Annotated in this window: 10 protein-coding genes; 4 read left to right on the forward strand and 6 right to left on the reverse strand. The window is 64.1% G+C overall.

What is annotated here, in order from left to right; genetic code table 11:
• The first annotated feature begins 47 nt into the window (after positions 1-47).
• The 4 genes from ARC39_RS02020 to ARC39_RS02035 are packed head-to-tail and all read left to right on the forward strand — an operon-like array spanning position 48 to position 4,588.
• On the forward strand, positions 48-995 hold the full coding sequence (locus tag ARC39_RS02020; protein WP_068109233.1) for an ABC transporter permease: 948 nt from the start codon (positions 48-50) through the stop codon (positions 993-995).
• A complete protein-coding gene (locus ARC39_RS02025) occupies positions 992-2,872 on the forward strand; it encodes a dipeptide/oligopeptide/nickel ABC transporter permease/ATP-binding protein (RefSeq protein WP_068109236.1) in 1,881 nt (626 codons plus the stop codon). The genes ARC39_RS02020 and ARC39_RS02025 overlap by 4 nt, the downstream gene beginning before the upstream one ends.
• Positions 2,869-3,840, forward strand: a complete 972-nt coding sequence (locus tag ARC39_RS02030) for an ABC transporter ATP-binding protein (RefSeq protein WP_068109239.1) — start codon at positions 2,869-2,871, stop codon at positions 3,838-3,840. The genes ARC39_RS02025 and ARC39_RS02030 overlap by 4 nt, the downstream gene beginning before the upstream one ends.
• Positions 3,797-4,588 carry a FadR/GntR family transcriptional regulator gene (locus ARC39_RS02035; protein WP_078059022.1) on the forward strand — a complete coding sequence of 264 codons (792 nt, stop codon included), beginning with the start codon at positions 3,797-3,799 and terminating at the stop codon, positions 4,586-4,588. The genes ARC39_RS02030 and ARC39_RS02035 overlap by 44 nt, the downstream gene beginning before the upstream one ends.
• Positions 4,589-4,639: 51 nt before the next feature.
• Here the strand turns inward: ARC39_RS02035 and ARC39_RS02040 are convergent, their stop codons facing one another.
• The 6 genes from ARC39_RS02040 to ARC39_RS02065 form a co-directional block, all read right to left on the reverse strand.
• Positions 4,640-5,812 (reverse strand): osmoprotectant NAGGN system M42 family peptidase, encoded by a 1,173-nt coding sequence (locus tag ARC39_RS02040; protein WP_068110075.1) that lies wholly within the window; start codon positions 5,810-5,812, stop codon positions 4,640-4,642.
• A gap of 235 nt (positions 5,813-6,047) precedes the next feature.
• On the reverse strand, positions 6,048-7,634 hold the full coding sequence (locus ARC39_RS02045; RefSeq protein WP_068109242.1) for a glycoside hydrolase family 43 protein: 1,587 nt from the start codon (positions 7,632-7,634) through the stop codon (positions 6,048-6,050).
• A complete protein-coding gene (locus tag ARC39_RS02050) occupies positions 7,631-8,770 on the reverse strand; it encodes a Gfo/Idh/MocA family protein (protein WP_068109245.1) in 1,140 nt (379 codons plus the stop codon). Before ARC39_RS02050 ends, ARC39_RS02045 begins: the two co-directional genes overlap by 4 nt.
• Before the next feature lie 14 nt (positions 8,771-8,784).
• Positions 8,785-9,540 (reverse strand): sugar phosphate isomerase/epimerase family protein, encoded by a 756-nt coding sequence (locus tag ARC39_RS02055; protein ID WP_068109248.1) that lies wholly within the window; start codon positions 9,538-9,540, stop codon positions 8,785-8,787.
• 24 nt (positions 9,541-9,564) lie between these two features.
• On the reverse strand, positions 9,565-11,997 hold the full coding sequence (locus tag ARC39_RS02060) for a beta-mannosidase (protein WP_068109251.1): 2,433 nt from the start codon (positions 11,995-11,997) through the stop codon (positions 9,565-9,567).
• Between the two features lie 226 nt (positions 11,998-12,223).
• The gene (locus ARC39_RS02065) at positions 12,224-13,300 is read right to left on the reverse strand and encodes an ABC transporter ATP-binding protein (protein WP_236545109.1); all 1,077 of its coding nucleotides are present in this window, start codon (positions 13,298-13,300) and stop codon (positions 12,224-12,226) included.
• Positions 13,301-13,302: the final 2 nt, after the last annotated feature.

Here is a 13,302-nt window from a genome sequence, read left to right on the forward strand (position 1 = left end):
CGGCGGGCCGGATTTCGCGGCCCGCCGCCCCAGACACAGGCGCAACCATGGGCGGCTACATCCTCAAGCGATTGCTCGCCGCGATTCCGGTGATCCTCGGTATCACGGTGATTGTCTTCCTGATCATGTCGCTAATCCCGGGCGACCCGGCGACGGCCATCCTAGGCAGCTACGCGACACCGGAGAATGTCGAGAAGCTGAACCGCGACCTCGGCCTCGACAAGCCCCTGGTCAGCCAATACTTTATCTGGCTTGGAAACATGGTGCAGGGCGACTTCGGACGCTCCTTCTCGCTCAACCGGCCGGTTCTGGATGAAGTACTGGAGCGTTTTGGCGCGACATTGATTCTGGCCGGCACATCGCTGGTGCTTTGCTCGATCTTCGGCATCCTCGCTGGCGTGATCTCGGCGTCGCGACAGTATGGCCTGGCGGACAAGGCAATTACGTTTGTCGTACTGATTGGCATCTCAATCCCGTCGTTCTTCCTCGGAATGATGATGATCCTCCTCTTTGCCGTGAAACTGCGGTGGCTGCCCGTTTCGGGCATGTATGCGATCTACGGCGGGGGTGATCTCCCGGACCTGCTGCGCCACCTTGCCATGCCGGCAATTGCGCTGGCAGTGGTCGCGACAGGCGTCATTGCGCGGCTGTCCCGCTCGGCAATGCTGGAAGTCCTGCGGCAGGATTTCATCCGCACCGCGCGCGCCAAGGGCGTGAAGGAAAACCGTGTCGTCTGGCGCCATGCGCTCAAGGCGGCAATGGTCTCGATCATCCCGGTGATCGGTGTGCAGGCGGGGTTCGTGCTGTCCGGCGCAGTCTATATCGAGACGGTTTTCCAGTGGCCCGGCGTCGGGCGGATGCTGGTCACCGCGATCCTGACGCGGGATATCCTTTTGGTGCAGGGCGGTGTTGTGATCGTCGCGGCCTGCTACGTCCTCTTCAACCTCGCCGTCGACGTGGCCCAGAGCCTGCTGGACCCGCGGGTCAAGATATGAACGCAGGTGCCTTCCTCAAGCTCTTCGCCCGCAACCGCCTGGCGGCGGCAGGTGGACTCATCCTCGTTTTCGTCGTTCTGATCGCGCTCGCTGCCCCGATCCTGCCGCTCCAGGATCCTTACGCGCAGGACACGGCCGACAAGTTTCTCCGGCCATTTTCCGACGGCCACTTTCTGGGCACCGATCATCTTGGCCGGGATATCCTGTCGCGGCTGATCTGGGGCACGCGGCTGAGCCTTGTCGTCGGTCTTGTCGCTTCCTTCGGGGCGGCCTTTTTCGGTTCGATCATCGGTATCGTCGCGGGCTATTTCGGCGGCCGGACAGACAACTGGCTGATGCGCGGTATCGACATGCTCATGGCCTTTCCCTACATCCTGCTCGCGCTCGCCATCGTCGCCGCTCTTGGACCCGGCCTTACGAACGCGCTCATTGCCGTGGCGGTGGTCAACATTCCCTTCTTCGCGCGGAACATTCGCGGCGTGACCGTGACGCTGGCACATAAGGAGTTCGTGGACGCCGCCCGGCTTTCGGGCATGACGGACATACGGATCATGCTCTCCGAGATCTTGCCCAACGTGCTGCCTGTGATCGTCATCGCCATGTCCACAACTGTCGGCTGGATGATCCTGGAGACAGCGGGCCTCTCCTTCCTCGGGCTGGGTTCGCAGCCGCCGGTAGCAGATCTCGGTTCGATGCTCGGGGAAGGGCGCAATGCGCTCATCACAGATCCGCATGCCTCGATCATTCCGGGGATCATGATCTTCGTCATCGTCATGAGCGTGAACCTGATGGGCGACGGGATCCGCGATGCGCTTGACCCAAGGTTACGATCGGGGGCGCTGACGCGGCCAATGGCCCGGACCTTGGTGGACCGCGACGCGGTGCCCGAGCCGCCGGCAAACCCGGCGCTGCTCGATCTTCAGGACCTGCGGACCGAATTCCGTGTGGGCAATCGCACGTTGAAGGCGCTGTCCGGAGTCTCGCTTGAGGTGCGGCCCGGGGAATGCCTCGGCCTCATTGGCGAGTCTGGCTCTGGCAAGTCGGTGACGGCGCTGTCGGTGATGGGGCTGGTTGCTTCGCCGCCGGGCGTCATCGCGGGTGGCGCGGTGCGCTATGCGGGGCAGGAACTGCTCGGCGCGCCGTTTTCCGAACTGCGAGAGCTGCGCGGCAACCGGATCTCCTACATCTTTCAGGACCCGCTGGCGACGCTGCATCCACTGTACACAGTGGGCGACCAGATCGTCGAGGCGATCCAGGCGCATCGTTCCACCCCGAACGCGCAGGCCCGCGCCCGTGCACTCGAACTGCTCAATGCGGTGCGAATTCCCAATGCGGAGCGGCGCCTCGGCGACTATCCGCATGAACTCTCTGGTGGGATGCGCCAGCGGGTCGGCATCGCCATGGCGCTGGCGAACGAACCAGACCTGATCATCGCCGACGAGCCGACCACGGCGCTCGACGTCACCGTACAGGCGCAGATCCTCGCCCTGCTCGACGATCTGCGCCGCGACCGCGGTGTCGCGATCCTCTTCATCACCCATGATTTCGGGGTTGTCGCACAGCTTTGTGACCGGGTGGCAGTGATGTATGCAGGGCGGATCGTCGAAACGGGCCCGACGGATGCCATTCTCGATGCGCCCGCTCACCCCTACACACGCCGTCTTATTGCCTGCGTTCCCAGGCTCGGCGAAGGCCGGCGCGCGCTGCACGCGATCCCGGGCCTGCCGCCGGCGGTGGATGATCTTCCCGCAGGGTGCGCCTTCGCGCCGCGCTGCGACAAGGCAACGGATGCCTGCCGCACCGGCGAGATCACGCTCGCGAAATCCGCCGCGAACCGTGCCGTCCGATGCCTCTATCCGGAAGGAGACGTGGCATGACCTCGACGCTGCGCATACGCGATCTCGACAAGCGGTTTGGCGGCGGGCGGACGCTCTTCGGCTTCGGGGCGGAGAAGCCCTCTGTCCATGCGGTGCAATCGGCGAATCTCGATGTTGCGAGCGGTGAGACACTCGGAATCGTCGGAGAATCCGGTTGTGGCAAGTCCACTTTGGCGCGGATGATCGTTGGGTTACTGCCGCCGACCGAAGGCAGAATCGAGATCGAGGGGCAGGACTACGCTGAACGCGCAGGAAAGGACCCGGCGGCGTTCGGCAAGCTGATCCAGTATGTCTTCCAGGACCCGATCTCATCGCTCAATCCGCGCAAGACGATCCGGCAGATTCTCGAAGCACCGCTGAAACTGCTCCACGCCATGCCGGCCGCCGAACGTGGCGCGCGAATTGATGACCTTCTCGACGCGGTGAACCTCAGGCGCGAATTCCTCGACCGCTACCCGCATGAGTTCTCCGGCGGGCAGGCCCAGCGGATCGGCATCGCCCGCGCGCTCGCAGCTGCGCCGCGTATCCTCGTGCTCGACGAGCCTGTTTCGGCGCTGGATGTGTCGGTGCAAGCGCAGGTGCTGAACCTTCTGGCCGAGCTGAAGCGTGAATTCGAGCTGACCTACCTGTTCATCAGCCACGACCTCGCCGTGGTTGAGGCGGTAGCTGACCGGGTGGCGGTGATGTATTTCGGCGCAATTGTCGAGATGGCCCCGGCCGAGAAGATCTTCGCGAAACCGCTTCATCACTACACGGTTCTGCTTGCCCGAAGCGCACCGACCGTTGGTCGCCCTCTCGGAGCGCCCGAGGCGGAAGATGCCGAGTTGCCCGACCCACTCAACCCGCCGCCCGGCTGCGCATTCGCCCGCCGTTGCCCGGCCGCCACCGAAATCTGCCGCCGCGAACGACCACCCCTGGAGGAAAATGGAACGCAACACCTTGTCGCCTGCCACAACCCTGCCCGCTGACGCCTCCCGGATGAGCCGTCCGCAACGCGCGGCGGCCGCCATCAAGGACTGGGTCGTCGAACGCGGCATGCGTCCCGGTGACCGCCTACCCGGCGAGTCCGAACTGATGGCGCATTTCGGCATGGCGAAGGGGACCATTCGCGAGGCGCTGCGCGTGTTAGAGGCGCAAGGATTGATCCGAACCCGCACGGGACCCGGCGGTGGTGCCTTCGTGAACGAGGTTACGGAGGCGCGGGCGCGGGCGCTTCTGGGTAACTATTTCTATTTCAACGAAATCAGCATACGTGACATCTACGAATTGCGTCATGCATTGGAGCCTTTGCTCGTCGCCCAACTCGCCGGGACACTCGGCGAGGGGCAACTCGAGCAACTCGCGGCGGTGATGACTGCCTACGAAACACCGCCAGAGACGATCGACGAAGCTGAGCAACACCGTATGGCGGAGCTCGACTTCCATGCGCTCCTGGCGTCTTTCTCGGAAAACGCGTTGCTGCGGTTCCAGTGCCGGTTCCTGTTCAGTCTGCTCAAGGAACTCACGATCTGTCGCAAGATCTACCGAAGGGAGATCCCCGGCTTCCGCAAGGCGGGGCGCGACTACCAATCGCGACTCCTGCAGGCACTTCGCGAGGGGGACTCGGGCGCCGCCAAGGCGATCATGCGCGCGCATCTGAATGCGGCCCAGACCACCATGGAACAGCAGGAGAGCGTTGTTCTGCGGCAGTTCCTGAGCGAGTCCGAAGAGCGCTGAGGCGCCTGAAACCCGGTTCTGGACCGTTCACCGATCCGGACCGCTTCAATGTCAGCTGCTCGTCTTTGCCCTTTCCGAAGGCGCGGGCGCCGAGGCGTCGGCAGCGGCCGTTGGCTGGTGCGTGAACCCGGAAAGGTCCCCGATCTCCCGCTGGTCTCGTGGGATAGAGACTGCGCTGAGGGAGTAGGCCGTCAACAACTCGGACAGCGAGCGCAGCGCGTGCATGTGGATGCGCTCATAGCCATGGCTGGCATCGACCCCGAACGTCACCAGCGCCGTCCTCACGTCTGCCCCGGCCTCGATCGCCGAAGCACTGTCTGAGCGGTAGTAGCGAAAGACATCCTTGCGCATGCGAATGTCGTTGTCGTGGCAGAGCTTGGCGAGCTTTCGCGTCAAGTGATAGTCGAATGGTCCGCTCATGTCGGCCATGGAGAGCGTGACCCCGAATTCCGATGAGTTCTGACCGGGTGCGGAGGTGCCGTTATCAACCGCCACCATCGAGGCGACTTCCGGAAGCAGGATCGCCGCGGCTCCATGTCCGACCTCTTCAGCAATGGTGAACAGCCAATACACATCGACCGGCGGCGGCGGCGCATCAGCGAGGGCGCGCACGGCGGCCAGCATCACCGCGACTCCGGCTTTGTTGTCGAGATGCCGGGAAACGATGTATCCGGCATCAGTGAACTCCGGCTGTGGGTCGATCGCGACGATATCGCCGATTTCGATTCCGAGCGTTTCGAGTTGGTCCGACGAGTCGGCGCGGGCATCCACGCGGATCTCGACATGGTCCCAGCCGATGGGCAATTCGTCGATTGCATCGCCGAAGGTGTGTCCCGATGCCTTAAGCGGCAGGATGGTGCCGCGATAGGCCCCTTTTTCGGTAAAGATCGTGACCCGCGCCCCCTCGGCGAACCGCGCCGACCATGTCCCGATCGGCACCAGTTCGAGCCGGCCGTTCGCCTTCAGGGCTTTTACCTGCGCGCCCAGTGTATCGACGTGCGAGACGATGGCGCGGGCGCCTGCGGTTTGCTGTCCGGGAAGGCGCGCTCGAATAGCTCCCCTGCGCGTCAGCTCGTAGGCGATACCCAGGGAATCCAGCTCCGTGCAGACGTATCTGACGATCTCGTCGGTGTATCCGGTCGGACTCGGGATCTCCAGCAGGTTGGACAGGCAGAGCTGAAGGTAATCCACATCAATATCTAGGCGGGTTCGTTGATGAGACATTGTCCCCAGGTCCTTTCTTCCAAGCCAGCGCCGGTACCGGTCCGCAGCTTCATCCGCCGGCCGGGCCTCGCAACGAATACAGACCGCTTCCATGTAGGCCAACCGGAAGAACAGATGCCGTTCCCGAATTCTCCATGGTGCCGGTCTGCAACCCTGGTGGTGTTGCCCATGCGATTGCCGTGGCGACCGGCCGCCGATTGCCGGAAAGGCCGGTGTCGCGCATCGATGGCCGGCGTTAGCCGGGCAGGTATGCGAAGCGGGTGAAGCGTGCCTCGCGGCCATGCCCGGTGGTGTCGAAGGCGACCATTCCCACGAAAGCGCCGGTGAAGGAGGCGTGTTCGCCGGGCGGACCTTCGTCTGAAATCAGGCGGGCGTCGAGATCGGGGCCGATCTGTTGCCAGTCGCCGTGTTGCCGCCAGAAGAAGCGCTGGCTTTGGTGGTCGACGTCGACCGCGAGTTCCACCGGGCCGTCCTGCAGTGGTGCTGCGTCTTCGCTGCGGAAGGTGAGCTTGCCGCTGGGATAGTCGCCAAGGCAGGAGACCGGGACGAGGCAACGGCCGATCTCCGGTTCATCTGTAACCAGGACCGCGTGGAACTTGTAGCGGTTGTAATAGGTGGTGAGACCGGCGGCCTGCTGGTAGGTCTGCGCGTTGAATTCAACTGTGGTTTCAGCCCGATAGGCGAAGTCCTCCTGGCGCCGCGCGACCAGCGCCTGTTCAAACCAGCTGCCGATGCTTTCGCGCCCTGTCAGCACGAGCGCGCCGGGTTCGAGGCGGAATATCCGTTCGGACTCCGGCGTGCGTGGCCACTGGAACTCCGGTGGAAGAATGGCGTCGGCGAAATCCCGGTCGAGGGCTTCGCGAGGGGCGGCTGCGGCGTCAGCAAGTCCGGGCAGGCGCGCGCGTGCCAGCATCCCGCCCTGTTCCAGATAGAGCCAGTCGTTGCGCCAAACCACGCGTTCTATGCCGGTTTCGCGGCCCATCGGGCAGTACCGGCCGGGCAGGGGGCGCCCCATGAGGAAGGTGTGGAACCCTTCGCCGGAGGGCGTTTCCACGTATTGTCCATGGCCGGTGCGCTGGATCGGGTGATCGGGCGCGTCGGCGGCGGTCATGACATGGTCGTCGGGGTGCAACTCGTAGGGGCCGCGAATATCGCGCGACCGCGCAAGTGTGACGGCGTGGTCATAGCCTGTGCCGCCCTCGGCGGTTGTCAGATAATACCAGCCATTCCGTTTGAAGAGGTGCGGTGCCTCGGTCAGGCCGCGGGGCGAGCCGGGGAAGATATTGGTGATCTTGCCGGTGAGGCCTGCCTCGGGTGACCATTCCTGCAGAAGGATGCCATCGAAGGAGGCGCTGGCCGGGTTGCCGCCGGTGCCCGGGCCGCGGTGGTTCCACTGCACGACAGCGAACCATTTACGGCCGTCCTCGTCATGGAACAGCGAGGGGTCGAAGCCGTTGGAATTCACGTACATGGGATCCGACCAGTCGCCGTCCACCCGGTCGCTGGTCACGATGTAGTTGTGCGCGTCCTTGAAACTGCCTTCGAGGCGTTTGACATCCGTGTAGACGAGCCAGAACTTGCCGTCTGCATGGCTGAGGCACGGCGCCCAGACACCACAGCTGTCGGGATTGCCGCGCATGTCGAGTTGCGAGGCCCGGTCGAGCGGGCGTGCCACCAGCTCCCAGTTCACCAGGTCGCGGGAATGGTGGATCTGCACGCCGGGGTACCATTCAAAGGTCGAGGTGGCGATATAGTAATCCTCCCCGACCCGGCAGATCGACGGGTCAGGGTTGAAGCCGGGCAGGATCGGGTTGCGGATCATTCGGCGTCTTTCAGAAGTGCCGCGGCCTCGGCCGGGGTAAGTGGCGCAGGGCGCTCGCAAGTCGTCGAGAGGGTCTCGAACTGGCCATTCTCGCCAGAGCGCAGGATAGCGGTCATAACGTCGATCACGTGCACGGCGAGGTCGAGAGAGCAGCGATGCGGGCGGCCTTCCGCGATGGCTGCAACCATGTCGGCCAGTCCCGCTGTGCGGTAATTGGCGCGCCGCTCGTCGTTCTTCTCCTCGTTGGGCCGGCCGAAGGGATGGTCCCAGAGGTCGACCGGCGCAGAGGAGTCGCGGTTTGTCGCAAGAACCAGATCGCCGCCAAAGAAGTTCGGGTCCGGCACGTAGAGGCTGCCGTCTGCACCATAGAGTTCCATATTGGCGTGGCGGTGCGCGGCGATGTCCCAACTCGCCGACAGCGTCACGGTGGCGCCGGAGGCAAAATCCAGCAGGGCATGGATATTGGTCGGCGTGTTCACCGGAACCGTCTCGCCCTGCCGCGGACCGGAGCCGATGGTGCGGGTTGCGAAGCCGGCGTTGGCAAGGGCGGCGACGCGGCGCACCGGGCCGAGGAGCTGCACAAGGTTCGTGATGTAATATGGGCCGAGGTCGAGTACGGGGCCGCCACCCGGCTGGAAGAAGAAGTCCGGGTTGGGATGCCAGGCTTCCATGCCGCGGCTCATCACGTGGGCGGTGCCGGCGAGCACGGGGCCGATTGCACCCTCGTCGATCAATGCGCGGGCCTGCTGGTGGGTGCCGCCAAGGAAGGTATCGGGCGCTGAACCGATACGCAGACCCTTGGTCTCTGCGAGGGCGCGCAGGGCTTCGCCGTCTTCCAGCGACAGAACGAAGGGCTTCTCGGAATAGGCGTGCTTCCCGGCTGCCAGGATCGCCCGGGTCACGGCGAAATGCGCCGCGGGGACGGTGAGGTTGACGACGACGCCGATATCCTCGGCGGCCAGAAGGGCCTCCGGGTCTTCGGCACGCACGCCGAACTCATCCGCCTGGGCTTGCGCTGCTTCCGGCGAGAGATCCGCCACCGCACGCACCTCCAAACCCTTGAAGAGCGGCGCGAGTTTCAGGTAGGCGGTCGAAATATTGCCGCATCCAATGATGCCGACTCCCATGGTTTCCATTTTGTCGGTCTCCTTCAGAACGCGTTGGCGGCGGCGATGGAACGGCGGGCGAAGCGCGCGTCATCGGCTGGATTGTCGTGTTCCATCACCAGGAAGCGGCTCTTGGTGGCGTCGATGGCGGGTACCAGCCGTCGCCAGTCCATGATGCCCTCGCCCACGTCGGCCCAGCCGTCCTCTTCCTCGTTCTCGCCTTCTGGTGCGATGTCCTTCACATGGACGGCGATGATCCGGTCGGCGTATTTCTTCAGCCAGTCCACCGGATCCTCACCGCCCTTGGCAACCCAGGCGATGTCGAGTTCCAGCGCGAGGTCGTCCGAGCCTGACAGGATAAGGTCGAGGGGTTTCTCGGCGCTGTCGATCTCGGCAAATTCGAACGCGTGGTTGTGCCAGCCGAATGCAAAGCCCGCATCGTGGAACCGGTGGCCGGCCAGTGCCAGGACGCGGCCGAGTTCGGCCCAGCCCTCGGCATCCTTCTCGCGCTCTTCGGCGGGGATCGCCGGGACGATCACTGCCGCCATGTCGAGCGCGCGCGCGATCTCGATCACACGGTCGGCCTCGTTCGAGACCATGTCGAGCGAAAAGTGCCCCGTGGGCATGGTAAGCCCGTTGGCGGCGAGGTCGTCCTTGAGTTGGCCGAGGTTTTCGAGATCGGAATAGAGGCTTCCGTAGCCCTCGACCTGTTTGTAGCCAAGCTCGGCGACCATCTTCAGCGTCTCCGGCAGCGGGCCGAAATTGCGCGACGAGTAGAGCTGGTAGGAAAAAACGCGCATGAGTGCTTCCTTTGATTAAGCGGGTCAGCCTGGTGTGCAGGTGGCCGAATGAAGATCCCGGAGCGTGATGTTCGGGCGCGCGGCGGGGTCGCGGGGGGTGAAGGTGATACTGGCCGGCTGGCCCGGTAGCAGCAGGACGGCGTTGTCGGAGAAACGGCCGGGAACGTCCGCCTCAAGCGTCACGAAGAACGCCGGCCGCTCTGACGTGAGCGTGACGGTCAGACCGGCGTCGCCCTGTTCGATCTGCATCGCGATCGCCGGTGGCTGGACAGCGTAGGATTTGTAAGGCTGGGGCGCGAAATGGTCGGTACCTTCGCTGCCGCCGGGGATACGCCACCGGAAGAAGAGCATCTCGTCGTCGTGAAGTCCGGTGACGCGCAAAGCCTCGACAGCCGAATCCGGGGCGACGGTGACGGTCTCGCTTCCGAGCGAACGGAGCGTGCCGTCCATGGTGAAGGCAGTGGCTTCGACTGTAAGTTCCACAACGCCCGCGCGATCATTGACCGCCCTGAGCGCCACTGTGTCGCCCTGCGGTACGGCGGAGACATGCACCGGCGCGAAGAAACGGCGCGCCATGTGGTGCAGGAGCTTCCAACCGCCCCCGTAATCGAGCGAGGACCAGGAACAAACCGGCCAGGTGTCGTTCAACTGCCAGATCAGCGTTCCCATGCAATGAGGTTTGAGACTGCGCCAATGAGTGACGGCGGTATGGATCGCAAGCCCTTGCTGCACCTGGGAGAGATAGACGAAGTTCTCGAACCCAGACGGGAAACGGAAATAGCGGAACATCGTCTCTGCGATCCGGGCGTTGCCACCACGATTCTTCTGGTGGCTCTCGAAGACCGGGGCCGAGATGTTGAAGTCCTCCGGGCTGGCGAAGCTGCGGATGACCTCTATGGACGGATAGGATTGGAACCCGAACTCCGAGCAGAAACGCGGTGAGACGTCCCGGTAATGCTCGAAATCGCGGCCCTCGTGCCAGACGGACCAGAAATGCATGTCTCCCGATGTGTCGTCGTGCCAGGCATCGCCGAAAGAGAGCGGCCCCGGTGTGGGCGAAGAGGGCCACCAGATCGCATGCGGATCGGTTTCCAGAAGCGCGGCTTCGATGGCGCGGTTGAGACGGTCGTAGTTGACGAGGTAGCGGTCCCGGTCGCGTTTGCTTTCGTCGAACCAGGTGAGCGCACCGACAAGTTCGTTGTCCCCACACCAGAGCGCGGTCGAGGCGTGGTGATGCAGCCGGGCGGTGACATCCCGCACCTCCGCCTGCACCTCGGCGGTGAACTCGGGTGTCGACGGGTAGAGATTGCAGGCGAACATGAAATCCTGCCAGACCATGAGGCCCAACTCGTCGCAGAGGTCGTGCAGCCAGGTGGGTTCGTAGCGTCCGCCGCCCCAGATGCGGATCATGTTCATATGCGCGTCCACGGCCGATTGCAGCAGGTCGCGCACGTTGTCGGGGTCGATCCGTCCAGCCAGCGCGTCGGCCGGGATCCAATTGGCACCGCGGCAGAAGACCGGACGACCGTTGACCTTGATGAGGAAAGAGCGGCCGGTTTCGTCGGGTTCCGAGACAAGCTCGATCTGGCGCAGGCCGACCCGGCGGTGTTCGGTCTGATCGCCCAGGGTGACGGCGAGGTCCTGCAACGGCTGCGCGCCGTGACCGGCGGGCCACCAGAGCTGCGGTTCGGCGATGTGGAAGGTTTCGGTCAGTGTCGGGGCGTGGGCTCCTGGCGGCACGGCAAGCGTGCGCACCTCGCCGGCGTAGTCGAAGAGGACGAAGGCGGTGTCGTCCGTCGTCTGGCCGTCGAGATAGGCGGTCACTGTGAGGGTGACGCCGTCGCCGGAGTGATCCTGCGCGATTGCGAGCCGACCAATGCGGACATCTGCGTGCGGCTCCAGGCGCAGCGTTCCGTAGAGTCCGACAGGCGCCAGCGCGATGTTCCAGTCCCAGCCGAAGTCGCATTGCGGCTTGCGGATCATGTTGCCGTTACGGATGGGCGAGTTTTCCCCATGGTCGGGGATCGGGAAGGGCAGGGCGGCTTGTCGGGAATCGCATTCGGCGGTGATCGCGTGCAGCTCGATCTCCAAGCGGTTGGTGCCGATGCGCGCGGCCTGGGAGATGTCGGCGCGGTAGGTGCGGTGTGCGTTCTCTGCCGCCAGAACGACCGTGCCGTTAAGGCGGATGGTGGCGACCGTGTCCACCTCCGACAAAACCAGGACGAGGTCGGTTCTGTCGAGGTCTATTTCGCGGCTGAGTATCCAGCTTCGCTCGCAGATCCAGCGCAGGTCGTATTCGTTACGGCCCCAATAGGGGTCGGGTATGCGTCCGGCGACCTGCAACGCAGTGACGATATCGCCCGGCAGTGCCATGTCGAAGGTGTATTCGCCGGTCTCGTCCGTGGCTTTCCAGAAACCGGCAAGGTCGATGGCGGAGGCGTGGGTGGAATGGGTCATGGGGATACGGTGGTTGGTTCGCCGGTGGGCCGGGTGCACAGGGCCGCGTCCGGCCGTGGGAGGATACATTGGAGGATCGAGGTCGAACGCTCATGCCGCGGCACCGGACGAGGGCCGAGCGGCGCAACGGCGCCTCTGGCGCAACCTCCTGGCGGGAGAGTCGGGCGCTGCCCGCGTCTGGTCACCCCGCGCACGGGTGCTGTGATGTGAGCGCCCAAAACCTGGGTCACAGCCGCAACTCCGTTTTCTGGTCGAAGAAGCTCGCCTTCGCCGGGTCGATACCGATGCGGATGGTGTCGCCCGGGGCAACTTCGGCTTGCCCGTCCATGCGAAAGCGGAAGGTCTGCCCGGCGAATTGTGTCCAGACAAGCGTGTCGGACCCCATGGGCTCCACAAGCTCCACAGACACATCCGCCTGAATCGGCAGCGACTGCATCTCGTGGCCTGTGGCGACGTGTTCGGGGCGCACGCCCATGGTGGCAGGCCCGTGGGCGGTGCTGCCCGAGAATGGGTAAGCCGTGGTATCGAGCGTTTCGCCGCTGGTGGTGAATCGGCCGCTGTCGAGCATGCCTTCGAGGAAATTCATCGACGGGCTGCCGATGAAATCGGCGACGTATTTGTTGCCGGGCCGGTTATAGATCTCCGCCGGGCTGGCGAGCTGCATGATCTGGCCGCCCTTCATGATCGCGATCCGGTCGGCCAGCGTCATCGCCTCCACCTGATCATGGGTAACGTAGATCATCGTGTTCTCGAGGTTCTGGTGCAGCCGCTTGATCTCCACCCGAAGATCGGCGCGCAGCTTGGCGTCGAGGTTGGAGAGCGGTTCGTCGAACAGGAACACGTCCACGTCGCGCACCAGCGCCCGGCCGATGGCGACCCGCTGCCGCTGGCCGCCAGAGAGCGCGGCGGGCTTGCGTTTCAACAACGGCTCGATCTGAAGGATCTCGGCGGCGCGGGCAACGCGCTTGGCGATCTCCGCCTTGGGCATGCGGGCGTTCCGCAGCCCGAAGGAGAGGTTCCCCTCCACGGTCATTTGCGGATAGAGCGCGTAGGACTGGAAAACCATGCCGATGCCGCGCTCGTTGGGTTCCAGCCAGGTAACGTTCTTGTCCTTGATGAATATTTGCCCGTCGGTGACGTCGAGTAATCCGGCGATGCAATTCAGAAGTGTAGACTTGCCGCACCCGGATGAGCCAAGCAGGACGAGGAACTCGCCGTCGAAGATGTCCAGATCGAGGTTCTGAAGGACCTTCACGGCGCCGAAATGGAGGTCGAGGGAGCGAATAGAGACGGAATGCATGATGC

The organism is Tropicimonas marinistellae (assembly GCF_001509585.1).
Classification (GTDB): Bacteria; Pseudomonadota; Alphaproteobacteria; order Rhodobacterales; family Rhodobacteraceae; genus Tropicimonas; species Tropicimonas marinistellae.